Here is a 25,726-nt window from a genome sequence, read left to right on the forward strand (position 1 = left end):
GGCACCATGAGCCCGACCCTGGCCGGCATCCTGGACGCGGCCGCGCAGGGGCGCTTCCCGCCGCCCGACGGCGGTACGACCGTGGTGCCGCAGGCCGGCCACCGCGACGCCGGGGTGCTCGCCTTCACCGCGCACTCGGTCGTGTTCACCGACGAGGATCCCCGGTGGGTGTACGACACCCTGGCCGCCCTCGACTGCGACGCGCTGGCGGCCACGATGAACCCCCGGTTCCTCGCGGCGTTCCTGGACCGCACCGGACGGTCGACGGACACCATCGACCTGCTGACCGTGGCGAGCGCCCTGCCCGGTGAACCTCCGCTGGAACTGAGGGAGTTGATGGATCCCGAGCACCCCCGGGTGGCCAGCGCCCGAAAGCGCCGGGACGACGTCCGGGTCTGGGCGGCCGACGGTGGGGTGCTCGTCCTCGGCCGGGGTGTGGCCGGGCGCTGGGAGACGGCGGTCGAGGTCGACGAGGACGTACGCCACCGTGGCCTGGGCCGGGCCCTGGCCACGGCCGCGCGGCATCTCGTGCCGGACGGGCGGCCCGTGTGGTCGCAGCAGGCGGCGGGCAACGCCCGCAGTGTGCGGGCCTTTCAGGCGGCCGGGTACCGGCCGGTGGGCGCCGAGGCGCTGCTGATCGCGCTGTAGACGGCAGTGCCGCGGGGCCGGAGCTTCGCCCCGGCCCCGCCGTGGTCCCCGCCGTTGGTCACGGCTTGCGGGCGACCGCTCCGTACATCGCGATGTCCTCGTCGCGGATGCCCGGTTCGCCCGTGCCGTCCCGGTGCCACTTGTGCACCTGGACGATGCCGGGTTCGACCAGTTCCAGACCCTCGAAGAACTCATGCGCCTCGTCGATGGTGCGCAGCCGCATCGGCATGTTGCGGGCCGCGTACTCGCGGGCGACGCGGCCCACCTCCTCGGGCGCGAACTCGGCGGTGCCGATGGACATCGCCAGGTAGCTGCCCGAGGGCAGCGGCTCCAGCAGGCGGCGCACGACGCCGACCGCGTCGTCCTCGTCGAGCATGAAGTGCACGATGGCGATCACCGTGAGCGCGACCGGCCTGCCGAGGTCGAGGGTCTCGCGCAGCTCGGGGGCGTCCAGGATGGCCGCCGGGTCACGGAAGTCGGCCTCGATGTACGACGTCCTGCCCTCGGGCGCGCTGGACAGCAGGCCCTGGGAGAGGGTGAGGACGATGGGGTCGTTGTCGACGTAGACCACCCGGGACTCGGGAGCCACCGACTGGACGATCTCGTGCAGGTTCGGGGAGGTGGGTATACCGGTGCCGATGTCCAGGAACTGGCGCATGCCCGCCTCCTCGGCCAGCCAGCGCACCGCGCGGTTCATCCAGTCGCGGTTGGCCCGCATGTGGACGGGGAGGGCGGGCCACTCCCGGGACATGGCGTCGCCCGCCTCCTTGTCGGCGGGGTAGTAGTCCTTGCCGCCCAGGATGTAGTCGTAGATCCGGGCGGAGTGGGCGTTCTCGGTGTCGATGCGGTCGGCCGGCCATCCGTTGTCGGGCAACGCCGTGTCTCCCATTCGGGTCGAGGGGAAGTCAGGGACGGTCATAAGGATCCGGAGCGGATCCATGATCCAGCAGGATCGGGGCAACGCTCAGCAGAACAAAGGGAGTTCACAGGAGAAAGTCCGCGTCACCCGCCTTCACGCCGGCCAGGAAGGTGGTCATCTCGCGCGGGGTGAAGACCAGCGCCGGCCCGTCCGGGTCCGTCGACTGGCGAACGGCCACGCGCCCGTCGGCGAGCCTTTTGACTTCCACGCAGGCGCCGCCGGCGTCGTCGCTCCACGGCTTGGTCCAGCCGCGTGCGCCCAGGTCCCGGGACGGCATGCCGTTGCGTATGCGGTGGTGCACCTCAGATCTCCTTGCGAATCGAACCGAGGACGGCCTCGGTCTTCTTGGCGGGCGCCGCCTGGGCGCCCAGCCGGTCCAGGGCCTCGCGGTACACCACGACGTCGTCCGCCTTGTCGAGGTAGACGGCGCCGACCAGCCCGTTGAGGTAGACGATGTCGGGCAGTTCGGGGGCCCGGAACCGGAAGAGGTGGTACGCGCCCGCCCGCATCGCCGGGTGCGGTCCGTTGGCGAACGGCATGATCTGCAGGGTCACGTGGGGCAGCCGGTTGACCTCGATCAGGTGGTCGATCTGCGCGCGCATCACATCGGCGCCGCCGACCGGCCAGCGCAGCACGGTCTCGTCCATCACCACCCACAGCCTCGGCGGCGCCTGACGCGACAGCAGTTCCTGGCGGCGCATGCGCAGCGCGACCCGGCGCTCCGTGGCCTGGCCGGAGGCGTGCGGATTGCCGGCGCCCAGCAGGGCGTGCGCGTACTCCTTGGTCTGGAGCAGCCCGTGGACGAACTGGTTCTCGTAGGCCCGGATCTGCAACGCCGCCTGCTCCAGGCTGAGATACGCGGCGAACCAGTCCGGCATCACATCGCGGTAGGTGTGCCACCAGCCGCGCTTGTTGGCCTCGCGGACCGACTGGAGGAAGGTGTCGATCTCCTGCTGGTCCGTCACGCCGTAGGTGTGGAGCAGTTTCTCGGCGTCCGCCAGCCTGAGCCGGGCGACCTTGGCGGCCTCCATCCGGCGGATCGTGGAGTGGCTGAGCCCGATCGCCGCGCCCGCCTGCTCGTAGGTGAGGCCGGCCCGGGTCCGCAGCTCCTCCAACTGCCTGCCGAGGATCATGCGCAGGACGGACGGCGCGCCACCCCAGTCGGTCTCCGCGGTCACGCCTTACCCCCTCACACCGTCGGTTGCAGGGTCACCGTCTCACGCGATCGTTCGGCAGGCTCATTCGATCACCGATTGTCGGAAGCAGCATGCACGTGACTACTTGCAAATTTCAACTTGCAGGTTGCGAGCCGTTGTTGGCAGGTGTCACAGTGGACTCACTGCTCCGGCCCAGAAAGGAGCAGGCGGAACAGCCCAGTTGGGGGAGACCGGGTTGCGATCGGGCGCCGCCGTGCCCGGGTCGCCGTCTGCGTCCCCACGGGACCGGCGGACGCGACAACAGCACACCCCCCACGACGCGAGCCGGACGAAAGGCGACGGCGATGCCCCCGCCCTCCCTCCCCCAGCCCCTGCACCGACTGCCCGGCACCGAACAACTCGAGCCCCTGCCGACGGACGGACGTCCCCGTCGGCCGCCGGAGGCGGGGCGCTCCACCCGACCACCCGGAGGCGAGCACAGCGGTCGACTCCCTGGGCCCGAGGGCCCCGACCGGCTCGCCTCCGGGGCCGAACCGCCCCGGCGGACGCGTGCGTTCGTCTTTCCCGCGGCCCCCGCCTCGGTCGCGCCGGCCCGTGCGGGCGTACGCGAGACGCTCACCGCCTGGGGCGTCGACGGGGACGCGGTGGACAGCGCCGTCCTCATCACCTCCGAGCTCGTCACCAACGCGCTCACGCACTCCGCGAGCGAGCGGATCGTGTGCCGGCTGCTCGCCACCCCCGGGCGGCTGCGCATCGAGGTCGAGGACCAGAACCGCGCACCCGCACGCCCCGTGGCCCGGCAGGCCGGCCCGGACGACCAGAGCGGCCGCGGGCTGCTGCTGGTCGAGGCACTGAGCACCGACTGGGGCGTCGCGGGCCTCCCCCACCGGTACGGGCGCGCCGTCTGGGCCGAGCTGACGACCGGCTCGCCCGCCGCCCCCTGATCAACCGGCTCCAGGGCTCCTCCCCCGCCCTGAAGCCGACCCGGCCCATCCCCCACTCGGCCGAAGGACACCTCCCTGATGATCCGACCACACATCGCCGTCCCCCCGCACATCCCCGTCCCCCAACCCGCCCCCTCCCCCCGCGTCCGCGTGGCCGACCCGTCCTGGACCCGGACCCGCCCCAGGCCCGGCGGCGGCCCGGACCACCCGCAGCGGCGCTCCGGGACCGCGTCCCAGCCGTCCCACGCCACGGGCTCCACCTCCGCCCCGTGACCGTGCGTCAGGCCGTTCCAGCGGCGCGACGTACGGTGGAGGCATGGCCCCTCCGCTTCCGGGTCCGCTGGCCCATCTGGAACCGCTGCTCGGCCACTACGGGTACTGGGCGGTCGGTGCCGTGGTCTTCGTGGAGGACTTCGGGGTCCCCGCGCCGGGCGAGACGATGCTGATCGCCGCGGGGGTGTACGCCGGGGCCGGGCGGCTCAACATCGTAGCCGTGGCGGTGATCGCGTTCGTCGCGGCCGTGCTCGGGGACAACGTGGGCTATCTGATCGGCCGGTCCGGCGGCCGTGCCCTCGTACACCGGTGGGGCCGGTACGTGTTCCTCACGCCGAAGCGCTTCCACACGGCCGAGGAGTTCTTCACCCGGCACGGCGGCAAGATCGTCACCGTCGCCCGGTTCGTCGAGGGGCTGCGGCAGGCCAACGGCATCGTCGCGGGCACCACCGGCATGCCCTGGCGGCGCTTCCTGACCTTCAACGCGCTCGGCGCCGCCCTGTGGGCCGGCCTGTGGGCGACCCTGGCCTACCTGGCGGGCAGCCACATCGACGAGATCTACGACGAGATCACCCGCTACCAGCTCTACGCCCTCCTCGCCCTGGCCCTCCTGGCCACCACCTTCCTCGCCCGCCACGTGCTACGCCGCCGACGTCACCGCCAGGTCTGAAACGCCCCGCGGCGGCACATCACCGGGCAGACCCCGGCGCGGGGGCTGCCGCCCCGGGACGACGAGCGCCGCGCGCTCCAGCAGCCGGGCGGCACGGGCCCGCTGCCTGGGGGGCTGCGGGCACAGGACGATCCTCACCCTCGGCAGGCTGTCCGCCGCCTGCTGCGCCGCCGGCACCGGGGTCGGCCCCCGTCCGGCACGCAAGGGCATGCCGGAGCCCGCGCCCGTCCGGTGGGCATCCGCGCGGGCGGCGATCCCCGTCCCGGGGACGCCATGGGCAGCGCGCTCCAGCAAGGGCGGCACCTCCTTGCCGGTACGGGTGCTGCGTGCCCAGGCCGGTCCTCGGTCTCGGCGCTCCTCGCCCGCCACAGGTGTCCGCGGGCGGCGCTATCGTCGTCCCGTGAGACTCCGTCCCCATCAGCGCGAGGCCGTGGACGCCGTGGTCCGGGCGCTCCAGCAGCCGGGCGGCGCGGCTCTGCCGCCGCAGGGGCTGCGGACCCAGGTCGTCATGGCCACGGGGTCCGGCAAGACCCTCGTGGCGGTCCGCAGCGCCGAGGAACTGCGTGCGGGCCGGGTGCTGGTGCTGGTGCCGTCGCTGGACCTGCTCGCGCAGACCGAGGGCGCCTGGCGTGCGGGCGGCCGGACGGGGCCGATGATCGGGGTGTCCTCGCTGCGCGGGGACCAGGCCGCGTTCCCCAACACCACCGACGCGGGCGAGCTGGTCGCCTGGGTGCGGCCCTTCGAGCGGGTCACGGTCTTCGCCACCTACGCCTCGCTCGGCCTCGGCACCCTGGAGCGGGCGCACGCCGCCGGGCTGCCGGGCTGGGACCTGATCGTCGTGGACGAGGCGCACCGGACCTCGGGACGGATCGGCAAGCCGTGGGCGGTGGTGCACGACAACGCCCGGATCCCGGCGCTGCGACGGCTGTACATGACCGCCACCCCCCGTCTGTGGCAGCCCGACGAGGAGACGGGACAGGGCGCGCCCGGCGAACTCGTCGCGTCCATGGACGACGACCCGGACGGCCCGTTCGGCGCCCGCTGCCACACCCTCACCCTGTCGGCGGCGATCGACCGCGGGATCTGCGCGCCCTACCAGGTGGTGTGCGTCGACGTCACCGACACCCAGCTCCAGGCCGCGCAGCTGCTCGGCGTCGAGGGCCGTACGGACGAGATGCGGGGCGCGCGGCTCGCCGCGTTGCAGGCCGCGCTGCTGAAGGCGGCCCGGGAGGAGGGGCTGCGGCGCACGCTGGTCTTCCACCACCTGGTGCGGGAGGCGGAGGCCTTCGCGGCCGGCCTCGGCGAGGTCGCGGCCCGGCTGCACGCGGCCGAACCCCGGCGGTATCCACGGGCGGTCTGGGCCGACTGGCTGTGCGGCGACCATCCGCCCCCGCACCGGCGCCGGGTCCTGGACGCGTTCGCCCGGCTGAAGACCACCGACGGGACCCGGGTGCGCAGGGCGTTCCTCAGTTCGGTGCGAGTCCTCGGGGAGGGCGTCGACACCCGGCACTGCGACTCGGTGTACTTCGCCGACGTACGCGGCTCCATGCCGGACCTCGTCCAGGCGGTGGGCCGGGCCCTGCGCATCCGGCCCGGTGAGGGCAAGACGGCGTCGCTGGTGGTGCCGGTGCTGCTCGGGCCGGGCGAGACACCCGACAACATGCTCAGCAGCCGGGCGTACGGGGGGCTGGCCCGGCTGCTGGAGGCACTGCGCGCCCACGACGCGCGCATCGTGGAGCGGCTCGCCGAACCGCAGGCGCCGAGCCGCGCCGCCAAGGGCCGTACCGTCGCCGAGGAGGAGCACGCCGAGCCGGGCCTCGCGGGCGTGAGCGCCCCGGCCCGGGCGCTGCTGAAGTTCTCCACCCCGCGCGACCCGGCGCAGCTGGCCGCGTTCGTCGAGCTGCGGGTGATCAACCCCGAGCACGCGCACTGGCGGCGCGGCGTCGAGGCCGCCACGCTGTACGCCCGCGTCCACGGCGGTCTGCGGGTGCCGTTCACCTTCCGGGTGCCGGAGGGTGAGGCGGCCGAGGCCGACGACTGGCCCGCCGTACTCGCGGGGTTCCCGCTCGGGCAGTGGATCGCCGACGCCCGCCGCTTCCACGCGCGCGGCTCCCTGGACGCCGACCGGGTCCGCCAGTTGGAGCGGCTCGGCATGGTCTGGTCGCACTTCGACGTCGCCTGGGAGGAGGGGCTCGCCGCGGCCCGCGGCTGGGCCGGCGAGCACGGCCATCTCCTCGCCCCGCACGACGCCGTCCATCAGGGCTTCAAGGTCGGCATCTGGCTGAAGAACCAGCGGGCCGCGGCCCGCAGGGCGGCGGAGGACCCGGCGGCCGAAGCGGCGCCCGGCGCGCTGTCCGAGGAGCGCCGGGAGCAGCTGGAGGAGATCGACCCCGCGTGGTGCCCGGCCTGGCCGGTGGAGTGGCAGCGCCGCTTCCACCTCACCCGGCTGCACCTGGCGGAGGGCGGCCGGCTGCCCGTCGCGCCGGGCGAGGCCGTACGCCAGGGCGAGGACCTCGGCCGTTGGGTGCGCGCGCAACGGCTGGGCTGGGCCGGGCTGACGGCCGGGCAGCAGTGGCTGTGCGAGCAGGTGCTGGGTGTCGAGCCCGCCGCCGAGGAGGAACGGCCCCCGCCGCGGGTCTCCCACGCCGACAAGTGGGCGGTCAACCTCGCCGCCGCCACCCAGTTCTACCGGCGCGAGGGCCATCTGATCGTGCCCCGCAAGCACGTCGAGACCGTCGTCCTGCCCGACGGCGAACAGGAGCACCCGGTCAGGCTGGGCTCATGGATCAGCAACCAGCGTTCCCGCGCCGCCACGCTGGCCCCCGAGCGGGTCGAGCAGTTGTCCGGCATCGGGATGCGCTGGACGTGACGCGGCGGTGCGCCGCACACCCGACGGCCCGGCCCAGCCCGGCCCGGCAGCGGCCACCGGACTGGCCGGTGACCCCCGGGCCGACGGCGTCGGCATCACCGGATGGCGGGGCCGCTCCTCGACACCGGCGGAGCCACTCCCGGACACGGCCGGTCGGCTGCCCGGAACCGGCCGCGCCGCGGCCGACACCGCCGTGCGGCACGGCTCCTGGCCACACCGGCTCGGCGCCTCCCCGAGTGTCCTGCCGCCCGCCCGACCAACGCTCGAAAGCCCTCCGACACGGGCTCGGCCGGTGGCGCCGCCACGACCGGGGCCTGCTCGGGTCGCGGCCGCCCGCTCGGTGCCGGTTCCCTCCTGCCGCCGGTCCGCCGGCACCGCCGCCCACGGGGTACGCGAGGCGCGGACCGCAGGCCGATCAGGACGGGTCCATCAGCCCCGCGGCCACCGTCGCGCCGAGTTCCCAGCAGGCCTCGATGTCGGCCTTGGCGGGCTCGCCGGTCACGGTGACCGGGTCGGCCGCCCGCCGCCAGCCGAGGCCCGTCGTGATCGTGTCGATCGCGCGGAGCGCGCCGGTGACATCGCTGCCGCCGTGCACGTAGGTGCCGAAGGGACGGCCGCGCGTCTCGTCCAGGCACGGGTAGTAGACCTGGTCGAAGAAGTGCTTGAGCGCCCCGGAGATGTAGCCGAGGTTCGCGGGCGTGCCGAGGAGGTATCCGTCGGCGGCGAGCACGTCGGACGCGGTGGCGGCCAGCGCCGCGCGGCGGACCACCCGGACCCCCTCGATCTCCGGGGCCGTCGCCCCGGAGACGACGGCCTCGAAGAGGGCCTGGCAGTTGGGCGAGGGCGTGTGGTGGACGATCAGCAAGGTGGGCACCACCGCACCCTGCCCCGGCCCGCCGTCCGGCCGCAAGGCCACAAGGCCACAAGGCCACAAGGCAACGGGCCACAAGGTCGCTCGGCCGTCAGGGCTGTACGGGCAGACTCCAGCAGTTGGACAGGGTGGGCCTGCCGGAGAGGCGGTCGGTCAGCCAGGAGAGCGCGTCGCCCTGGTCGGCGAGCAGCGGACCGAGGTGGTTGAGCAGACCGCTGCCCGTGGCGGGCACGTCGATCGGCGCATAGGTGACGTCGCCACCCTCACGGCACCAGTCGACGGCGAGCCGGCGTGCCTGCGCGTGCGGTACGAGGTTGTCGTTGACGCCGGTCGCCACGCGGACCGGACCGGCGGGCTTGGTACCGCCGATGCGCTGGTCGTCGAGGAAGGCGCTCAGCGCGGGCTCGGACCGGATGATGTCGCCGAGCGACGTGCCGTCCTTCGTCCAGGCCGTGCTGTGCGCGGAACCGTAGGCGAGGAGTGCGTCGCCGACGCACATGGTGGACAGGTCGGCGAGCGCCGCCTCGCCCGCCGCGTCGAGGTGGGCCTCGGCGATCGGTTTCAGGGCCGGGTCGGACTGGAGGAAGCCGTTGACCGCCCAGCCCAGCGCGCCGGCCAGGTCGCTGCCGTCGATGGCTTCGGTGACCTCGGTCAGGTCGGCGGGCGGCGCGCCCGAGTAGGTGCCGGCGAGGACGACGTCGGGCGCGTAGGCGGGCTGGAGTTCGGCGGCCGCCGCGGTCGCGCCGCCGCCCTGGCTGTAGCCGTACAGGCCGATCCGCGAGCCCGCACTGACCGAGGCGCCGGTGAGGGCGCGGGCGGCGCGTACGGCGTCCAGCACCGCGTGGGCGCCGTCGACGCGGTTGACGTACGTGTGCAGCCGGTCCGTCGCGCCCAGGCCGACGTAGTCGGTGACGACCACGGCGACGCCCTCGGCCAGCAGCCGGTAGATCGACAGGTCCTCGTAACCGACCGACACCGTCTGGCCGTTGAGCTGGAGCGGATGTTCCAGGCCGAGGGAGGCGGCACACTGGTCGCCCTGCCCCATCGTGCCGGGGGCGACGGCGACGAGCGGACGGGCTCCGCCGCCCTTCCAGTCGGCGGCGGGTTCGATGTAGGCGCCGGTGACGGCGACCGGATCGCCGCCGGAGTCGGTGGACCTGTACATGAGGCGGGTCGCCCGGCCCGGCAGCGGGCCGGGGATGCCGGGCAGGCTCAGCGCGAGCGGCAGCGGTTCGCTGCGGACGAGGGCGCCGTCGGCGGCGGGCAGCGCGGCGGGCGGGTCGTAGAAGGCGGGGATCGTGACGCCGCGGGACAACACGGTGTCCGACGCGGCGGCCGGGACGGTCGGCAGGGCCTGCGCGCCGAGGCAGGCGGCGGCGGTGACGGCGAGGGCCAGTAGACGGGTTCGGGCGGGCATGGCGGACCTCCTGAGTGGGGTGAGGAGGGGCTGTCGTTCCGAAGCGGCTGGGCGGAACCGTACGTCAGATGGTGTTACCGGCGGTAGCACCCGGGATATTACGGTTCAGTAAGGTGACTGACCGTCAGCGAACGCACGGTCCGGCGGCGGCCCTTCGTAATCGCGTACGCCGCTGTCAGTGCCCTCGGTTACAGTGAGCGACCTCAACCGAAGGGGGTTACGGCGGTGCGCGTCGAGGTGGGGGCCGTGCGGGGCACAGTGGCTCGGATGATGGTGCTGGCGGCGGTGTTGGGGGGCTGCGCGAGCACGCCGGACGGGGACGACCCGAAGGCGTCCTCGAGCGCGTCGGCGGCGAGCCGGGGTACCGGAGCGGCGGGCACGCCCGCCAAGGCCGGCGGCAGCATAGGCGCCGCCGGTTCGGCCTGCGAGCTGCCCGTCACCTTCGACATCGCGAAGGACTGGAAGCCCAAGGCGGTCGAGGTGGGCAAGTACGCGAGCCCCGCCGACAGCTCCGACGGTGACGACGACCTCGCCGGCGACCTCGCCGACGCGCTGCTCCACCAGGGCCCGGTCACCCTCGCCTGCGAGGTCGACGCGAAGCCGGCCGGGAACATCGGCTTCCTGCGCGTGTGGAAGGGCGAGCCGGGCGACGCGGACGCGCGTGCCGTGCTGCGGTCCTTCGTGGCGGCGGAGGACAACACGAGCAAGGAGAAGTACCGCGCCTTCGAGTCCGGCGGTGTCTCCGGCGTCGAGGTCGAGTACGTCTACACCAGCAAGCTCCTCGACGAGTCCAAGAAGGAGAGCGCGCTGGCCGTCACCACCGAGGACGGCCCGGTCGTACTGCACCTCGGCGGGATGGACAGCGAGGAGCACGAGCAGATGCTCCCGGCGTACGAACTGGCGAAGCGGAGCCTGCGCATCGCCTGAGCCCGGGCCCGTCCGTCACAGCGGGCGGGTGGACCGGCCCAGGTAGGTGAGGGGGCCGGGGTCCGGTACCGGTATCACCTCGAAGCCGAGGCGGTCGTAGAACGCGCGGGCGGCGGTGTTCGCGGTCACCATGCCCAGGTGGACGGCCGGAACCCCGCGCTCGCGCAACGCCGAGAACAGGGCGTCCATCAGCCGGCGCCCGTGGCCGCGCCGCTGCCATCGCGGCAGCAGGTCGATGTGCAGGTGCGCGGGGTGGCCGGTCAGTTCCGGCAGCAGCATCCGCTCGGGCCGGTGCAGCAGCGACACCATCTCCTCGCTCGGCGTGCGCGGCGCCGCCGAGGGCCTGGGGTAGCGGTCGGCCACTCGCGGGATCCAGATGTCACGGAAGGCCTCGACGAACCCTTCCGTGTCCGCCGTGCCGACGACGTATCCCACCGGCCGCCCCTGCCCGTCGTCCAGGACGAAGGCGAGCTCCGGCTCCAGGAAGCAGTAGGGCTCGACGAAGAGAGCCGGCATCAGGCGCTGGTCCGGATACAGGGCCCGCGAGTCGCCGCCGTTGTGGGCGGTGCGGACGCACACCTCGGCGACCGCGGCACGGTCGGACGGTCGGTACGGGCGCAGGTGTGGGCTGGCATCCATGAGCGACACCCTGACGCCTACGGGAGCGCTCCCACAACCCGGTTCCCGCGGGCGTCCGGGGGCTTCGCGCCCCCGGACGCCCGGCTCAGGAGTCCGGCGTCAGCCGACCGGTTGTCACCTCGCGGAACGCCGGCCGCGGCGCAGTACCACGAAGCCCGCGATCAGGAGCACCGCGCCGAGCGCGCCGGGCCACAGGTGTGCCCCCGTCTCGGCAAGGCTGCCTTGTTGGGCCTGCGGTTCGGTCTGGGGCTCGGTCTGGGCTCCGGTCTGGGGCGCCGTCTGTCCGGCGGTGGCGGACGGCTCCGCCGCGGCGGTGGTCGACGGCTCGGAGGACGGGGTGGACCGGCCGGCACCGCTGTGGTGCGAACCGTGCCGGTTCGGGGCCGCCGAGGGGTTCCGGGTGGACGACGTCGTCGCGAAGACCCGTGGCGCCTTGGTGGTGGGGGCCGGGGCGGGGGCCGTACCGGGGTCGTCCGCCGGCTGCGTGCTCGGCGCCTCGGTGGACGGCGCCTCGGTGGACGGCGCCTCGGTGGACGGCCGCTGGGACGACGGCTGCTCCGTGGACGGCGGCTGCTCCTGCGTCGGCTGCTGCGCCGACGGCTGCTCGGAAGGCTGCTGCGTGGGCTGCTCTCCCCCGCCGTTGCCCGGGTTCGCCTGTCCGCCGTCGCCGGGTGAGGCGTCGGCGCTCGGCGACGGCGTGCCGCCGGGCTTTCCGCCCGCGCCGCAGGTGCGGCCCGAGTTGATGCAGTCGACCATCTCCCGCATCAGGCCCTCGTCGAAGACGTTGATGAAGTCGCCGTGGTCCGTGACCGGCTTGTGCTGCTGTTCCGGGAAGGAGTCCACGGCGAACAGCGGATGCGTCCGGCCGCCGTCCTGGAGGCTCGGTGCCGTGACGTCGTACACGATGCGCTGCACGAGTTGCGGGATGGCCTGGAAGCCGCCCGGGCACTTGCCCTCGGCGTCGGCGAACGCCACGTGGGTGCGGTGGTTGGCGCTGTCGATGTTCCGGCCGTCCCAGCAGCTCTGGAAGCGGAAGGTGCGCACCACGTCGCTGCCGGACGGGCACAGCGGGTACTTGTCCTTCAGCTGCCGGTCCTCGTAACCGGTGCAGCTCCAGGAGGCGTTGGCGTTCGCGGGGCCGTTGACGAAGGCCTTGGCGTCACCGGTGATGATGCGCAGCAGGCGCGGCATGGCCGTGACCTTGCCGCGGGGGCTGCCCTCGAAGGTGAGCGTGACGTCCTTCGCCGTGACGATCTGACCGGCGTTGCCCTCGGTGCCGCCGCCGGGGGCGTTCGCGTCGCGTTCCCTGGTGCCGTTCTGGAGGCGCAGCACCGGCCAGTAGTACGTCGACCTGTCGCCCTGGTCCACGCAGCTCGTGTCGGCGTTCGCGAGGTCGTCGTCGCTGGCGAAGGCGTTGTTGGACTGGTTGCCGATGTAGTCGTGGAAGTGGTGGGCGCCGTTGGTGACGCCGGGGGCGACGATCACGTTGTCGGAGTTGAACAGGCCGTTCGCGTTGACACCGCAGCTGGAGGTGAACGTGCCGCGCGAGGCGTCGGCCTGCGGGGCCGGGGCCTGGACGTTGGGCTGGACGGTGGTGATGTCCGTGTAGTCGGCGGCCACGGGGCCGTTGCCGCCCTGGCCGGAGCCACCGTTGCCGTTCTGGCCGTTGCCGTTCTGGCCTTCGCCGCCCTGGTTCTGGGTGCCGCTGTTCTGGCCGCCCTGGGCGCCGCCCTGCTGGGCGGGCGGGCGCAGGGTGCACGCGGCCATGTCCGCCAGCCCCTGCGGGCGGTCGCCGACACGGTCGATGGCGGTGGCGATGCGCTCGATGGCCGCGCTCCGCTTCTCCTTGAGCGGGTTCATGATCGTACCGTCGGCGGACCCCGGGTCCTGCCTGACGGCCTGCGCGGACGCCTGGAGTTGCTGGTAGGCGGCGGACACCTGCTGGTCCAGCAGGGCGAGTTCGCGGTCGACGTCCGCCCTGGCGTCGTCCGGGACGGAGGTCAGGCGGCTACCGACGTCCGGGCAGTCGATGGTGGCCGACCCCGGGCCCCAGCCGCCCGCCTGGAGCACCCGGGCGTCCGTGCCGCCCTCGGTCGCCGAGGCGTAGACGTTCGCCGCGACCAGTCCACCCCCGCCCAGCATCAGAGCCACCGCGGCGAAGGTCGCGCGCCGTGCACCTGTCGGGCGTCTGCGCCTGTTGCGTCCCACAGAACCACTCCCACACCTCGTGGCCGGCCGGCATGGCAAGCCCCCGTCCCATACGGAGCCGGACCCGGATGTGTTCAAGCACCTCACCGATTCATCGTGAACTCACAGGAAACCCAGGTCACGCCCGGCTGGTCCGCTCGGGACCGGGGTCGGCCGCGGACGGTAATAGGGGCAGGTATTCGTTGAAACCTGGACGATTACGCCCATCCCACCGCCCACGCTCCGGTTTCGTGGGAAACGGAGCCCGTACCGGTGGTCGGATTGGGCGGCGGGCCATGGCGGATACCGTCCGGCGTGCCCGGGAGTTGCAGGAGCTGAACGAGCAGCTGCGCCGGGCCCAGGCCCGGGACCGGAAGGTGGCGCTCGCCCTCCAGGAGGCGATGCTCCCCACCCGCCGGCGGTGGCAGGCCACCGCGCCGCCGTCCGTTAACGGCCCGCGGTGGGCGCGCTGAACGTGTGCGGGGACTGGTACGACCTGGTCGACCGGGGCGGCGGCGACTGCATCGGCGTCTCGGTCGGGACGTGGTCGGGCACGGTCTGCGGGCCGCGTGCGTGATGGGGCAGCTGCGCAGCGCGCTGAGCGCGGCCTGCCGCGTCACCGAGGGCCCGGCACAGGCCCTGAAAGCCCTGGGGGAGTACGCCCATGTGCTCGACGGCGCGGAGTCGGCGACGGCGGTGACGACGTTCATCGACTTCGAGCGGCACACCCTGATGTACAGCAGCGCCGGCCACCCGCCCCCCGTACTGGTCCACGGTGACGACACCGTGGAGTTCCTCGACCGGGCCACCGACACCCCGCTGGACGCCCGGCCCGACCCCCGGCCCCGGCCCGAGGCACGCACCGGGTTCACCGAGGGCGCGCTCCTCGTCCTGTACACCGACGGCCTGGTCGAGCGGCGGCGCGAGGACATGGACGTCGGGCCGGCGCGCCTCGCCGACACCGTCGGCCGGCACCGGGACGCGCACCCGGAGGACTCGCCGACACCGTCCTGCGGGAGTTGCTCCCGAGGGAGGGGGCGACCGACGACACCGCGCTCGTCATCATGCGACTGTGAGATGTCATCACGCGGCCGTGAGACGTCGTCATGTGGCCATGCGGCGGGATTCCGTATGCTCCTCCGGGCACCTTCACCGGATGGTCACGAGCGCCAAGATGAATATCACAATTACGTATCGGACATTCCGCGCTTCAACCTTCACACCAGCCACACAAGTTGGCTAAGTTGGCGTCCAGACCGCACGGCTCCCCCCGGCGAACCTCGCCGGGCCGCGCGGCCTCCGCCGAATCCGCTGTCCCCGCAGGGCAACGGAGCCGGGGACCCAACCGACTTGGGGTGAATCGGCCCGACCGCCCGACGGGGCAGGGCCGTAGGGCATGCCTTCCACCATCGACCGCCCGAACCCGCCAGCTAACCCGGTAGGCGGAGCACGGAAGGAGTACGTCCCCCATGGCGCGCGAAAGCCGCGACGAGGTTCGGCAGCGAATCGACAGCCTTTACGACCAGACCGAGAGCGCCACGGGGAACCTCAACGCGACCCGCGCGACATCGGGGGGAACGCCCGGTCGTGGTGTGCGCCTGCGCAGGCCGGACAGGGGGAACGATCCCGGTCTGGACAGCATCGCCCAGCAGTGGATGACCGGGGCCCGCTCCAAACTGGGCCCCACCTCCCCCGCCGTACTGCCGTCGGACCGGCCGTCACAGCGCTCGACCAGTCCCGCCGGTCTGGACAACATCGCCCGGCAGTGGATGACGGGGGCACGTTCCAAACTGGGCCCCTCCGTTCCCGCTGTGCTGCCCGCGGACCGGTCGTCGCAGCGCCCGGCCGGGCGGCGCACCAACGTGCCGGTCCCCAAAGAGCTGTTGGAAGCGGCCGAGCGCATCCTGCCGGAGCTGACCGCCGGGACCTCCGGGCAGGCGGGCGGACGCGCCGTGCCGGAGCTGACGGCCCGTCCCAGGGCGGAGCTGACCGCAGGGCCCGTCGCCGCGCTGCCCGCCGTGCCGGAGCCGCGGCAGGAGGCCCCCCTGGCGCTGCCCGCGGCCGAGCCGCGGCGGTCCTCGCCGCTGGCCTCGAAGGAAAAGAACCAGAAGAAGCTCGCCGCGGCCCGGGACCTCCTCTCCCGCCGGATCGCCCAGCCGGGCGCGCCCGCACCGCGTGCCGCGGCCGAGCCCGCGCCCCCCGCCCCGCAGCCTTGGCGCGGCGACCCCGAGCAGGCCCTCCAGCCCGCTGAGCAGGAGTGGCTGCGCCAGCAGTGGTCCGGGCTCAGTGGGGGACTGTCCGCCACGGGCGGAGCGGCGGCCCGCAGAGGTGCGACGGCCGGGAGGGGCGCGATGGCCGGTGTCCCCAACCCGGTCGCGAGCACAGGGACCTTCAGCGTCCCCAACCCGCTCACGGACAGCGGCGCCTTCAGCGTCCCCAACCCGCTCACGGACAGCGGCGCCTTCAGCGTCCCCAACCCGGTCGCGAACACCGGCACCTTCAGCGTCCCCAACCCCCTCACGGACAGCGGCGCCTTCGCCGTCCCCAACCCCGTCGCGAACACCGGCACCTTCAGCGTCCCCAACCCCCTCACGGACAGCGGCGCCTTCGCCGTCCCCAACCCCGTCGCGAACACCGCAACGGACCCCGCCGCGGCCCCCCTCACCGCCACGGCAACCGTCACCGCCCCCACCCCCGTCACGAGCACGGGCACCTTCAGCGTCCCCAATCCCCTCACGGACAGCGGAGCGTTCGCCGCGACGCCGCCCCCCTGGGCCGCCCCGGGTGTCTTCGCCACCACCACCCCTCTCGCCGCACCCAGCCCCGTGCCCCCGTCACCGGTCGCGGTTGCAGCTCCGGTCGCAGCCCCAGCCGCGACCCCGACGCCGCCCCCTGCACCCGCACCCGCACCCGCACCCGCACCGGCCCCTGTCGCGGTCGCAGCCCCAGCACCCGCGCCGGCACCCGCCCCCGTCCCCGTCCCCGTCCCCGTCCCCTACGAGGGAAGGGCCGCGAAGGCGCTGGCGTTCGCGCGGGCGCAGATCGGGCGGCCCTGTGTGTGGGGTGCGACCGGGCCGGACTCCTACGACTGCTCGAGTCTCACCCAGGCCGCCTGGCGAGCCGCGGGCGTGGCGCTGCCGCGGGCCGCGCGGGAGCAGGCGGACGCCGGGACACCGGTGGCGCTGGGTGAGGCCCAGGCCGGTGATCTCGTGATCTTCTTCCAGGACGCCGGGCATGTCGGCCTCTACACCGGCAACGGCATGATGATCCACGCCCCGGGCCAGGGCGCGTACATCCGCGAGGAGTCGGTCTACGGTGCCGGGGAGGCGGCGATTCTCCGGGTGATACGGCCCGCGTGAGACCGGCCGCGCCGGCTCTCGTAGTGGTCGAGCAGGGGTCTCCCCGCGCGGTGCGCGATGCGGCGAACGGTCGTGTCCGCACCGCGCAAGGGCATAAGACCGGTTTATGAGCTCATAGACGGGACCCGTGTACTAACTTAGGACTGCCTTAGTTTAGGCTTCCCGATCGAGTCGCCTGTCATCGCTCGAAGGGAACCTGATCATGCCGCGCCCGCTGCGGGTAGCCATAGTCGGAGCCGGCCCGGCCGGGATCTACGCCGCCGACGCCCTGCTCAAGTCCGAGGTGGCGGCCGAGCCCGGCGTGTCCATCGACCTCTTCGAGCGGATGCCCGCCCCGTTCGGCCTGATCCGCTACGGCGTCGCCCCCGACCACCCGCGCATCAAGGGCATCATCACGGCCCTGCACCAGGTCCTCGACAAGCCGCAGATCCGCCTGTTCGGCAACGTGGACTACCCGGGCGACATCAGCCTCGACGACCTGCGCGACTTCTACGACGCCGTGATCTTCTCCACCGGCGCCACGGCCGACCGGGAGCTGCCGGTCCCCGGCATCGACCTCGACGGCTCCTACGGCGCCGCCGACTTCGTGTCCTGGTACGACGGTCACCCGGACGTGCCGCGCACCTGGCCGCTCGAGGCCGAGAAGGTCGCCGTCCTGGGCGTCGGCAACGTCGCGCTCGACGTGGCCCGGATCCTGGCCAAGACGGCGGACGAGCTGCTGCCGACCGAGATCCCGCCGAACGTGTACGAGGGCCTGAAGGCCAACAAGGCCCTGGAGGTCCACGTCTTCGGCCGTCGCGGCCCGGCCCAGGCGAAGTTCAGCCCGATGGAGCTGCGCGAGCTGGACCACTCCCCCAACATCGAGGTCATCGTCGACCCCGAGGACATCGACTACGACGAGGGCTCGATCGAGACCCGGCGCGGCAACAAGCAGGCCGACATGGTCGCCAAGACGCTGGAGAACTGGGCGATCCGCGACGTCGGCGACCGGCCGCACAAGCTGTTCCTGCACTTCTTCGAGTCGCCGTCCGAGATCCTCGGCGAGGACGGAAAGGTCGTCGGCCTGCGCACCGAGCGCACCGAGCTGGACGGCACCGGCAACGTCAAGGGCACCGGCGAGTTCAAGGAGTGGGACGTCACGGCGGTCTACCGCGCCGTCGGCTACCTCTCCGACAAGCTGCCCAAGCTGCCCTGGGACCTCGAGTCGGGCACCGTCCCCGACGAGGGCGGCCGGGTCGTCGAGGAGGGCGGCACGCACCTGAAGTCCACGTACGTCACCGGCTGGATCCGGCGCGGTCCGGTCGGCCTGATCGGCCACACCAAGGGCGACGCCAGCGAGACCGTGGCCAACCTCCTGGACGACTACACGAACGGCCGGCTGCACACGCCCGCCACCCCGGCGCCGGAGGCCGTCGACGCCTTCCTCGCCGAGCGGAACGTCCGCTTCACCACCTGGGACGGCTGGTACCGCCTGGACGCCGCCGAGAAGGCGCTGGGCGAGCCTCAGGGCCGGGAACGCGTGAAGATCGTCGAGCGTGAGGACATGCTGCGGGAGAGCGGGGCGTAGCGCCCGGCCGGGGGCACCGCGAGAAGCTGATCTGCCAGGCCACACGGTCTGTTAGCGTCCTGCGGTGCTCTCCCTGCGTGAACCCGCTCTCTTCACCCGCCTGCGCGACGCGCGGCGGGTGCTCATCGCCGGCGCGGGCGGCGGTTTCGACGTCTACGCCGGTCTCCCCCTGGCCCTCGCGCTCCGGGAGGCCGGCGCCGAGGTGCATCTGGCGAGCCTGTCCTTCGCCGACCTGTACGGCCTGGACCTGGACGTGTGGGTCGAGCAGGACGTCGCCGCCGTGCGGCCCGACACCGCGCTGCGCGGGGACTACTTCCCGGAGCGCACGCTCGCCGAGTGGCTCGACGGGCAGGGGCTGCCCTCGACCGTGTACGCCTTCCCGCGCACCGGTGTGGAGCCGCTGCGGGCCGCCTACCGCACCCTGCTCGCCCACCTGGGCGGGGTGGACGCCGTGGTGCTGGTCGACGGCGGCACCGACATCCTGATGCGCGGCGACGAGCACGGGCTGGGCACTCCGGAGGAGGACATGGCCAGCCTGGCCGCGGTGGGCGGGCTGGACGAGGTCCCGCACCGGCTGGTGGCCTGCCTCGGCTTCGGAGTGGACGCCTACCACGGCGTCAACCACTCCCTGGTCCTGGAGAACCTGGCCGCGCTGGAGCGCGACGGCGCGTATCTGGGGGCGTTCTCGCTGCCGCGGGAGAGCCGTGAGGGCGCCCTCTACCTCGACGCGGTGGAGCACGCGCAGCGACGCACCCCGAGCCACCCCAGCATCGTCAACGGCTCCGTCGCCGCCGCCGTGCGCGGCGGCTTCGGGGACGTGCGGTTCACCGAACGGACCAGGGACAGCGAGCTGTTCGTCAACCCGCTGATGTCGGTGTACTTCTGCGTGGACGCGCCCGGTCTCGCCCGTCGCAACCTCTACCTCGACCGGCTGGAGGGCACGGCGCTGATGCGCCAGATCAGCTCGGCCATCCAGCGGTTCCGGGACGAGCTGCCCCGGCAGCGTCCGCCCCGGGCCTTCCCCCACTGAACGGTCATCCGGTGGCCGCCGTGACGTCCCCGTTGACGGTGGTGAGGGTCATGCGCCGGTCGGCGGACGCGGACGCGGAGGGGAGCGTGACGGAGGGGCGGCCGCCCGCCGTCGTGGCCGTGACCCGGTAGGCCGGCGCGTCGTGCAGTACAGAGACGCGGACCGAGCCGTTGGTGGTGGCGGCGGTGACCGAGTCCGGCGCGGTGGCACAGTCCAGGTCCAGGTCGCCGTTGACCGTGCCGGCCCGCAGCCGCTTCGCGCCGAGCGCGGTCGCGCGTACCGAGCCGTTGCGGGTGGCGAGCCGTACCGCGGCCCCGGCCCGGCCCGAGCGGGTCACCGTCACGTCGCCGTTGACGGTCGTCAGGTCCAGGGCGCCGGACACGCCCGCCGCGTCGATGCCGGCGTTGCGGGCGGAGACGGTGACGGCCGTACCCGCCGGGACGTCCACCTCGGGCATGCGGGGGCACCGTCCCGCCCGGTCGCCGTGGGCCGGGCAGGACAGGTCCAGCACCCAGGTGCCGCCGTGGTGGGACCAGCGGTGGTCCACACGCCGGTCGACGTCGGCCGCGTCGCCGTCGGCGGGGCGCAGCCGGAGCCCGTTGTCGGTGGTGATCACCAGGCGGGCGGTCGCGGGGCCGCCCGGCAGCGCCGCGAGCGGATGCGCGTCCTGGTGGTCCCCGCCGCCGCAGCCCGTCGTCGCGGCGAGCAGGACCGCGAGGAGAACGGCCGGGCGCCGCGGGGCCGTTGTCGTGGTGTCCATGCCGAACGGCTTCCCCGGCGGCGCGGGTCCATGGCGACGGGGGCGTGCGGCGTCGGGCCGGACCGGGGCGCGGGCATGACGGGCGGACGGGGTCCGCCCCTGAGCGGATGGTGGGCGGACCCCGTCCGTTTCCCATTGTCGTGCCCCGGATGGATCACGGGCATGTGTGAACGACCACCCCTCGCAGTGCGCCGCGCACACCCCGTGCGCGCACCGCGAGCCCCGCGAAACGCGGGGGCCCCGCCCTACGTCTGGCGATCACCGACCGCGATACTGGAGGGCACCCACCGTCCCCCTCCGCAGATTGGCTCATGTCGAACTCCGCCACCGACCGCGCCACGACCCCCCGAACCGTGTGGCTGGCCCGCGGCCGCCACACCGGGTCCATCTCCGAGGACGTCCTCCGCCGCACGCTGCGCCGGCTGAAGGTGGACGAGGTCCTCGACGACTTCACCGAACCCCCGGATCCCGAGGACACGCCCGGACGGGTCTTCGAGGCACGCTGGCGGGTCGACGGCGGCGTGGCGGTCAGGGCCCGCCTGACCCTGCTGCCGCCGCAGAGCCGGGAGGAGGGCCGGGAGTGGACCCTCGTCGCCGAGGCGGAACGCCCGTGGGACGACGCGTGGCCGTCGCCCGCCACGATGTTCTGGCCGGACGACCCCGATGGCACGGCCACCGCCTGGGACCACCACCACGTCGTGCCGGACCTGCGCTTCCGCCAGGTCAACCCGCTCCCCGCCGACGACAAGGAGATGCGGCGCGTCCTGCGCGACACGGCACGCGAGTCCTGGTGCGTCAACCTCGTCGTGCACGAGGCGATGACCCCGGACGAGCACGGCAGGCTGCCGCTCACGCGGCTGCTGCCACCCGGGCTGCGGCACCGGGTCGTGGAGCACCGGGCCGCCCCGCACCAGCTGCGCGCCGTCAACTACGCCCTGAAGGACCTCGGCGTCGAGGTGCCCCGCGGCGGCGCGGTGCTCCTCCCGCCGCAGCCGGCCCCGCCCGGATACGACGGCCGGGACCACTCGGTGCGCAGCATCTTCCTGGACGGCTCGGAACCGGCCGAACTCATCGGCGTACTGCGCCGCTTCACCACCCTCCCCCGGCCGCTCCCCGAGGGCGCCGAGGAGGCGCTGACCGGCCTGCGGGAGAAGTGGACGCTGCGGACCCTCGAGGAGGAGCTGGCCCGTCAGCGGGAACTCGTCGCCCGGTACGCCGAGGCGCTCGAGGCCATGACGAAGTCCCGCGACCTCTACCGGGAGGCCGCCGAGCGCGCGGGCGAGGCCCTGGCCGCCTTCCGCGACGCCCCCGCCCCGCCGCCCGAGCCGCCCGCCGCCGCGCCCCCGGCCTCGCCGTTGCAGCAGCTGACCCGGACCTTCGAGCGCCTCAAGGTCGGCGCCAGGGCACTGCGTCCGGCGCCCGCCCTCCCCGCCGCGCGGAACGCCGACGACCCCGGGGAGGACGACGCGGAGGAGACCGACCGGATTTCGTGACCCTTTCGGGGAAGGCGTAGGGGAACACGAGGTCGCGAGGAGGAGGCTGGCGTGGACGTGGACGTGCCCACCACCTGGCTCGTGGTCGCCGCCGTCGTCGCGGCGGCCCTGCTCGCCGCGGCCCTCGCCGTCCTCGTACGACTGGTGCGCACCCGGCGGACCCTGCGCCGGGCCGGCCTTCCCACCGGTTCGCGCTGGGTCTTCTGGGGCGCCGTCCTCTACCTGGTCCTGCCGACCGACCTGCTGCCCGACCCCGTGTACCTCGACGACATCGGCGTCCTGCTGCTCGCCCTGCGCAGCATGCGCGCCGCCCGGCCGCTGCCGCCGGACGAGGCCGAATCCTGATCCGGCCGGCCCGGGCGCGCCGCGCGCCGCCTCATCATGGTGCGATGCGATCGACGTTCACCTCAATCACCGGTGTGTCCACGACGCCCCGGGCCGCCGTCGTCATCGACGTGATGCGCGCGTTCACCGTGGCCGCCGGGGCCCTCCGGCAGGGGGCGGAGAAGATAGTCTTCACGGACACCGCCGACGAGGCACTGGAGCTGAAGTCCCGTCACCCCGGCTGGCTGGCCTTCCAGGACGGCGCCCCGGCGCCCGGCTTCGACCTGGCCAACTCCCCCGCCCAGCTCCGTTCGCTCGACGTGACGGGCCGAACCGTGGTGCAGAAGACCACCGCGGGAACCGTGGGCGCCCTCGCGGTCGCCGACGCCCCGCTCCTGCTGTGCGCGAGCTTCGCGGTGGCCGGCGCCACGGCGGAACTCCTGCGCCGCGAACAGCCGGCGGCGGTCACCTTCGTCGTCACCGGCGACGGCGGCCGGGCGGAGGAGGACCTGGCCTGCGCCCAGTACATCGCGGCCCGCGCCGGCTCCGGCACCACCGACCCGGCGCCCTACCTCGCCCGCGCCCGGCACTCCGACGGCGCCGCCCGCCTCGCCGAGGGGGTACGGCGCGGCTGGGCGGGTGTCCACCCCGAGGACATGGAGCTCTGCCTGGAGGTGGACACCTGCGCGTTCGCCATGGTGGCCGGACGGGAGGAGGGACGGCTGACCCTCAGGGCGGTGCCGGCCCGCTGACCGCCGGCCGCGTCGCCGCCGCACGGCAGGGCTCGGACTCGTACCGTCCGCCCAGGTGCGTTTCTCGGCCGTCGTGACGCATTCTTGCTGTGTCACCCACCCGGCGGCGCACGGACGGGGCAGAGGCCGATGACTGGGAGCGGGGAGCAGGCACACCGGGCCCGCGGACGGCTGGCCCGGCTGCTCGTCGACGCCTCCACCCAGGCGCTCGGCACGGCCGGCGGGCACGTGAGCGGCGTCTACCTGCGCTCCGGCACGCCCACGCTGCTGCGTCTGGCGGTGCTGGTGGGGCTGCCCGGACCGCTGTTCCGGCCCTGGTGGCAGCTGCACGTCAAGCAGCCCTTTCCGGTCGCCGACGCCTACCGGTTCGGCGTCCAGGTGGTGCTGCCGAACGCCACGGAGACGGTACGCCGCTATCCCCAGCTCGCGGCCGGTCTGCCGTTCCAGTTCGGGTCGCTCTACATGCCCGTGCCGGGGGCGAGGTCGGCCCTCGGCGTACTGACCGTGCTGCGGCCGGCCGCCACGGACTCGGGCGACGACCTGCCCGAGCCCGACCGGCTGGCCGCCCTGGCCGAGAAGCTGGGCGCCGAGCTGCGCGCCCTGGCGGACGGTGACGAGGACACCCTGGTCTGGGACGGGGAACCGCTGTGCGTGCGGCCGCCCGCGGCCCGCCCGGTGCCCTGGCCCGTCGGACGGTTCACCTGGGACCCGGCGACCTCCGCGGTGACCGCGGACGGCCGGCTGCACGACCTGCTGGGCGCGGTTCCCGGGGAGTTCGCCACGACGGGGGAAGCGCTCGCTCAGGCGCTGGCCCCGGCCGACGTCCACCAGATCATGACGGCGCTCGGCGACACGGCCGACGGCACGCCGCCACCGCTGCCGCTGCACGTCCGGGCGGCCGACGGGAGCGCGCGGCTGCTGGAGCTGTGGCCCCCGGCGGACCGGGCCGGCACGCCCCTGGTCCGGGGCCTCGTCCTCGACCCCGGCCCCGCCCCGTCCGCCGGCGCGGCGGCCGACCCGCTGCCGCAGGGGGTGTTCTGCCTGGACCGGCTGGGTGTGGTCGTGTACGCCAATCCGGCCGCGGCACGCCTGCTGGGCCAGGAGCGGGAGCGGCTGCTCGGGCGTTCCCTCAGGGAGGCCGTGCCGTGGCTGAGCCGGCCGCCGTACGAGGACCACATCCGCGGTGCCCTCCTCTCCCCCGAGCCGGTGCACTTCCACGTCCGGCGGCCCCCGGACGAAGACGACGGCGAGGCCGAGGCCGAGGGCGACTGGCTGGCGCTGTCCCTGCACGCCGGTCCGGACACCCTCACCTGCACCGTCGTCCCGGCGGACCGGATCGACGCGCCACCGGACACCCACGTCGAGCTGCCGCCGGCCCGGCCCGCTCCGGGCGACCCGCCGGCCGGTCCCTCGATGGCCCCCCTGTACCGGCCCATCGCCCTGGCCATCGCGCTGACCGACGCGGTCACCGCGCGCCAGGTGTCGGAGGTCGTCATGCGGGAACTGCTGCCCGCGTTCGGCGGGCGGCGGCTGGCGATCTACCTGCTCCAGGAGCGGCACCTGTACCTGGCGTGGGAGACCGGCTTCCCGCAGGGTTTCCTCGCCCCGTTCGAGGGCGTCGGCCTGGACGCCAGGCTGCCCGGCGTCGAGACGCTCACCACGGGCCGGCCCATCTTCTTCGAGTCCATGGAGTTGCTGAACGCGGCCTACCCGGGCATCCCCCTGGACGCCACGGAGGGCGCCCGGGCGTTCCTGCCGCTGATCGCCTCGGGGCGGCCGGTCGGCTCCTGCATCCTGGGCTTCGAGCGGTCGCGCGGGTTCAGCACGGAGGAACGCACGGTCCTCACCGCGCTCGCCGGGCTGATCGCGCACGCCATGGAGAAGGCGCAGCGCTACGACACCGAGGCGGCCCTCGCCCGGGGCCTCCAGCAGGCGCTGCTGCCCCGGCGGCTGTCGACGCACCCGCAGGTGGAGACCGCCGGGCGCTATCTGCCCGGCACGCAGGGCATGGACGTCGGCGGGGACTGGTACGACGTGGTCGAGGCCGGGGACGGCCTGGCACTGGTCATCGGGGACGTCCAGGGGCACGGCGTGCAGGCGGCGGCGACGATGGGTCAGCTGCGCAGCGCGGTGCGGGCCTTCGCGCTCGGGGACCGTCCGCCCGACGAGGTCATGAGCGGTACGAACCGGCTGCTCATCGATCTCGACCCCGGGCAGTTCGCCAGCTGCTGCTACCTGCGCCTCGACCCCGCCACGGGGGCGGCCCGGGTCGCCCGTGCCGGGCATCTGCCGCCGCTGCTGCGCTCCCCGGACGGGCGCGCCCAGGTCCTGGACCTTCCCGGCGGTGTCGTCCTCGGTGTGGATCCGCACGCGCAGTACCCGGTGGCGGAACTGACCCTGGAGCCCGACGCGATCCTCGCCCTGTACACGGACGGGCTCGTCGAGCGGCCCGGCACGGACATCGACGTCGGCATCGGCGCGCTGCGCGTGGCCCTGGCCCGGGCCGGGGCCGCCGCCGGGCGCCGGGGCGGCCGCTCCCTGTCCGGCGTCGCCGACCGCCTCACCGCCACGGCCCGCCACGCCGCCGACCGTCCCGACGACGTCGCCCTGCTGCTGGCCACCCGCCGCCCGGCCCCCGGGCGACCGGGATGATCCGTACCCGCGCCGCCGCCCATGCCCCCGGCACATGACACCCCGGTCCCCCCTGCTTCCGGCGCACCGGCGCCGCCGATCACAGGCAGTCATCTCATGAGCTGCCTCTCGCCTCGGGGGGCCGGGCAGTGTAGACATGGGCTCATGGTCCGACTGTTGGGCCGGATCGCGCTACGGCCGGTCCGTGGGTCCGGAGAACCGCAGGCACCGCTCCCACCGCGGCAGGACGGCACCGGACCGCGCCGCGAAGGGGCCGGCAGGCTGCGGT

22 protein-coding genes, 1 pseudogene and 1 riboswitch are annotated in these 25,726 nt (G+C 74.0%); of the genes and pseudogenes, 14 read left to right on the forward strand and 9 right to left on the reverse strand.

From position 1 onward, the window contains the following. Positions 1-6 precede the first annotated feature (6 nt). Complete coding sequence (locus ACFY01_RS00300; RefSeq protein WP_390733362.1) at positions 7-648, forward strand: GNAT family N-acetyltransferase; 642 nt, start codon at positions 7-9, stop codon at positions 646-648. Positions 649-706: 58 nt separating this feature from the next. Here ACFY01_RS00300 and ACFY01_RS00305 read toward each other — a convergent pair whose 3' ends face one another. The 3 genes from ACFY01_RS00305 to ACFY01_RS00315 form a co-directional block, all read right to left on the reverse strand. Then, entirely contained in the window at positions 707-1,522 is an 816-nt protein-coding gene (locus ACFY01_RS00305) for an SAM-dependent methyltransferase (RefSeq protein WP_390733363.1), read from the reverse strand. Between the two features lie 109 nt (positions 1,523-1,631). Continuing rightward, positions 1,632-1,844: a DUF397 domain-containing protein gene (locus tag ACFY01_RS00310; RefSeq protein ID WP_390734008.1), complete on the reverse strand. Its 213-nt coding sequence runs from the start codon at positions 1,842-1,844 to the stop codon at positions 1,632-1,634. Between the two features lie 25 nt (positions 1,845-1,869). Next, positions 1,870-2,745, reverse strand: a complete 876-nt coding sequence (locus tag ACFY01_RS00315) for a helix-turn-helix domain-containing protein (RefSeq protein WP_390733364.1) — start codon at positions 2,743-2,745, stop codon at positions 1,870-1,872. Positions 2,746-3,068: 323 nt separating this feature from the next. On the opposite strand from ACFY01_RS00315, the gene ACFY01_RS00320 reads away from it, so the two are divergent. The 3 genes from ACFY01_RS00320 to ACFY01_RS00330 all read left to right on the forward strand — a co-directional run bounded on the left by ACFY01_RS00320 (position 3,069) and on the right by ACFY01_RS00330 (position 4,611). Next, positions 3,069-3,668, forward strand: coding sequence for an ATP-binding protein (locus tag ACFY01_RS00320; protein ID WP_390733365.1), 600 nt, complete (start codon positions 3,069-3,071; stop codon positions 3,666-3,668). Positions 3,669-3,746: 78 nt separating this feature from the next. After that, positions 3,747-3,941 (forward strand): hypothetical protein, encoded by a 195-nt coding sequence (locus tag ACFY01_RS00325; protein WP_390733366.1) that lies wholly within the window; start codon positions 3,747-3,749, stop codon positions 3,939-3,941. Between the two features lie 43 nt (positions 3,942-3,984). Next, complete coding sequence (locus tag ACFY01_RS00330) at positions 3,985-4,611, forward strand: DedA family protein (protein ID WP_390733367.1); 627 nt, start codon at positions 3,985-3,987, stop codon at positions 4,609-4,611. On the opposite strand, the gene ACFY01_RS00335 is transcribed toward ACFY01_RS00330, so the two are convergent. Continuing rightward, positions 4,582-4,905 carry a hypothetical protein gene (locus ACFY01_RS00335; protein ID WP_390733368.1) on the reverse strand — a complete coding sequence of 108 codons (324 nt, stop codon included), beginning with the start codon at positions 4,903-4,905 and terminating at the stop codon, positions 4,582-4,584. The genes ACFY01_RS00330 and ACFY01_RS00335 overlap by 30 nt on opposite strands. 106 nt (positions 4,906-5,011) lie before the next feature. Between ACFY01_RS00335 and ACFY01_RS00340 the strand changes: the two genes are divergently transcribed. Next, complete coding sequence (locus ACFY01_RS00340; protein WP_390733369.1) at positions 5,012-7,480, forward strand: Helicase associated domain protein; 2,469 nt, start codon at positions 5,012-5,014, stop codon at positions 7,478-7,480. A gap of 415 nt (positions 7,481-7,895) precedes the next feature. Here ACFY01_RS00340 and ACFY01_RS00345 read toward each other — a convergent pair whose 3' ends face one another. Together ACFY01_RS00345 and ACFY01_RS00350 are read right to left on the reverse strand one after the other, a co-directional pair. Then, positions 7,896-8,354 carry a flavodoxin family protein gene (locus ACFY01_RS00345; protein WP_390733370.1) on the reverse strand — a complete coding sequence of 153 codons (459 nt, stop codon included), beginning with the start codon at positions 8,352-8,354 and terminating at the stop codon, positions 7,896-7,898. 88 nt (positions 8,355-8,442) lie between these two features. Continuing rightward, positions 8,443-9,768, reverse strand: coding sequence for a lipase family protein (locus ACFY01_RS00350; protein ID WP_390733371.1), 1,326 nt, complete (start codon positions 9,766-9,768; stop codon positions 8,443-8,445). Positions 9,769-9,993: 225 nt separating this feature from the next. Between ACFY01_RS00350 and ACFY01_RS00355 the strand changes: the two genes are divergently transcribed. Then, on the forward strand, positions 9,994-10,695 hold the full coding sequence (locus tag ACFY01_RS00355) for a lipoprotein (protein ID WP_390733372.1): 702 nt from the start codon (positions 9,994-9,996) through the stop codon (positions 10,693-10,695). 15 nt (positions 10,696-10,710) lie between these two features. On the opposite strand, the gene ACFY01_RS00360 is transcribed toward ACFY01_RS00355, so the two are convergent. After that, a complete protein-coding gene (locus tag ACFY01_RS00360; protein ID WP_390733373.1) occupies positions 10,711-11,334 on the reverse strand; it encodes a GNAT family N-acetyltransferase in 624 nt (207 codons plus the stop codon). 114 nt (positions 11,335-11,448) lie between these two features. Further along, positions 11,449-13,476: a DUF1996 domain-containing protein gene (locus ACFY01_RS00365; protein WP_390734009.1), complete on the reverse strand. Its 2,028-nt coding sequence runs from the start codon at positions 13,474-13,476 to the stop codon at positions 11,449-11,451. A gap of 311 nt (positions 13,477-13,787) precedes the next feature. Here ACFY01_RS00365 and ACFY01_RS00370 point away from each other — a divergent pair. The 4 genes and pseudogenes from ACFY01_RS00370 to ACFY01_RS00385 all read left to right on the forward strand — a co-directional run. Next, positions 13,788-14,597: pseudogene (locus ACFY01_RS00370) on the forward strand (PP2C family protein-serine/threonine phosphatase); the annotation flags it as partial. 214 nt (positions 14,598-14,811) lie between these two features. Then, positions 14,812-14,982: riboswitch (cyclic di-AMP (ydaO/yuaA leader) on the forward strand. Between the two features lie 8 nt (positions 14,983-14,990). Beyond that, positions 14,991-16,880 carry an NlpC/P60 family protein gene (locus ACFY01_RS00375; protein ID WP_390733374.1) on the forward strand — a complete coding sequence of 630 codons (1,890 nt, stop codon included), beginning with the start codon at positions 14,991-14,993 and terminating at the stop codon, positions 16,878-16,880. 202 nt (positions 16,881-17,082) lie between these two features. Beyond that, positions 17,083-18,447, forward strand: coding sequence for an FAD-dependent oxidoreductase (locus ACFY01_RS00380; protein ID WP_390733375.1), 1,365 nt, complete (start codon positions 17,083-17,085; stop codon positions 18,445-18,447). Positions 18,448-18,511: 64 nt separating this feature from the next. Further along, on the forward strand, positions 18,512-19,477 hold the full coding sequence (locus ACFY01_RS00385) for a DUF1152 domain-containing protein (protein WP_390733376.1): 966 nt from the start codon (positions 18,512-18,514) through the stop codon (positions 19,475-19,477). Between the two features lie 4 nt (positions 19,478-19,481). Here the strand turns inward: ACFY01_RS00385 and ACFY01_RS00390 are convergent, their stop codons facing one another. Beyond that, entirely contained in the window at positions 19,482-20,237 is a 756-nt protein-coding gene (locus ACFY01_RS00390; protein ID WP_390733377.1) for a DUF4097 family beta strand repeat-containing protein, read from the reverse strand. 311 nt (positions 20,238-20,548) lie between these two features. On the opposite strand from ACFY01_RS00390, the gene ACFY01_RS00395 reads away from it, so the two are divergent. From ACFY01_RS00395 to ACFY01_RS00410, 4 genes are all read left to right on the forward strand, one after another. After that, the gene (locus ACFY01_RS00395) at positions 20,549-21,730 is read left to right on the forward strand and encodes a hypothetical protein (RefSeq protein ID WP_390733378.1); all 1,182 of its coding nucleotides are present in this window, start codon (positions 20,549-20,551) and stop codon (positions 21,728-21,730) included. A gap of 57 nt (positions 21,731-21,787) precedes the next feature. After that, positions 21,788-22,075 (forward strand): DUF1232 domain-containing protein, encoded by a 288-nt coding sequence (locus tag ACFY01_RS00400; RefSeq protein ID WP_390734010.1) that lies wholly within the window; start codon positions 21,788-21,790, stop codon positions 22,073-22,075. 44 nt (positions 22,076-22,119) lie between these two features. After that, positions 22,120-22,806 carry a 2-phosphosulfolactate phosphatase gene (locus tag ACFY01_RS00405; protein ID WP_390733379.1) on the forward strand — a complete coding sequence of 229 codons (687 nt, stop codon included), beginning with the start codon at positions 22,120-22,122 and terminating at the stop codon, positions 22,804-22,806. 129 nt (positions 22,807-22,935) lie between these two features. Then, complete coding sequence (locus ACFY01_RS00410) at positions 22,936-25,458, forward strand: SpoIIE family protein phosphatase (protein WP_390733380.1); 2,523 nt, start codon at positions 22,936-22,938, stop codon at positions 25,456-25,458. The last annotated feature ends 268 nt before the right edge of the window (positions 25,459-25,726 follow it).

The sequence above is a fragment of the Streptomyces sp. NPDC001480 genome (assembly GCF_042894725.1).
Lineage (GTDB): Bacteria > Actinomycetota > Actinomycetes > Streptomycetales > Streptomycetaceae > Streptomyces.

Excerpts from the sequence above, each read along its gene's own strand:
- ACFY01_RS00365 (WP_390734009.1), bottom strand. The coding sequence starts at position 13,476 with ATGCTGGGCGGGGGTGGACTGGTCGCGGCGAACGTCTACGCCTCGGCG.
- ACFY01_RS00330 (WP_390733367.1), top strand. The coding sequence starts at position 3,985 with ATGGCCCCTCCGCTTCCGGGTCCGCTGGCCCATCTGGAACCGCTGCTC.
- ACFY01_RS00310 (WP_390734008.1), bottom strand. The coding sequence starts at position 1,844 with ATGCCGTCCCGGGACCTGGGCGCACGCGGCTGGACCAAGCCGTGGAGC.
- ACFY01_RS00325 (WP_390733366.1), top strand. The coding sequence starts at position 3,747 with ATGATCCGACCACACATCGCCGTCCCCCCGCACATCCCCGTCCCCCAA.
- ACFY01_RS00405 (WP_390733379.1), top strand. The coding sequence starts at position 22,120 with ATGCGATCGACGTTCACCTCAATCACCGGTGTGTCCACGACGCCCCGG.
- ACFY01_RS00375 (WP_390733374.1), top strand. The coding sequence starts at position 14,991 with ATGGCGCGCGAAAGCCGCGACGAGGTTCGGCAGCGAATCGACAGCCTT.
- ACFY01_RS00350 (WP_390733371.1), bottom strand. The coding sequence starts at position 9,768 with ATGCCCGCCCGAACCCGTCTACTGGCCCTCGCCGTCACCGCCGCCGCC.
- ACFY01_RS00380 (WP_390733375.1), top strand. The coding sequence starts at position 17,083 with ATGCCGCGCCCGCTGCGGGTAGCCATAGTCGGAGCCGGCCCGGCCGGG.
- ACFY01_RS00395 (WP_390733378.1), top strand. The coding sequence starts at position 20,549 with ATGTCGAACTCCGCCACCGACCGCGCCACGACCCCCCGAACCGTGTGG.
- ACFY01_RS00390 (WP_390733377.1), bottom strand. The coding sequence starts at position 20,237 with ATGGACACCACGACAACGGCCCCGCGGCGCCCGGCCGTTCTCCTCGCG.
- ACFY01_RS00320 (WP_390733365.1), top strand. The coding sequence starts at position 3,069 with ATGCCCCCGCCCTCCCTCCCCCAGCCCCTGCACCGACTGCCCGGCACC.
- ACFY01_RS00360 (WP_390733373.1), bottom strand. The coding sequence starts at position 11,334 with ATGGATGCCAGCCCACACCTGCGCCCGTACCGACCGTCCGACCGTGCC.
- ACFY01_RS00410 (WP_390733380.1), top strand. The coding sequence starts at position 22,936 with ATGACTGGGAGCGGGGAGCAGGCACACCGGGCCCGCGGACGGCTGGCC.
- ACFY01_RS00300 (WP_390733362.1), top strand. The coding sequence starts at position 7 with ATGAGCCCGACCCTGGCCGGCATCCTGGACGCGGCCGCGCAGGGGCGC.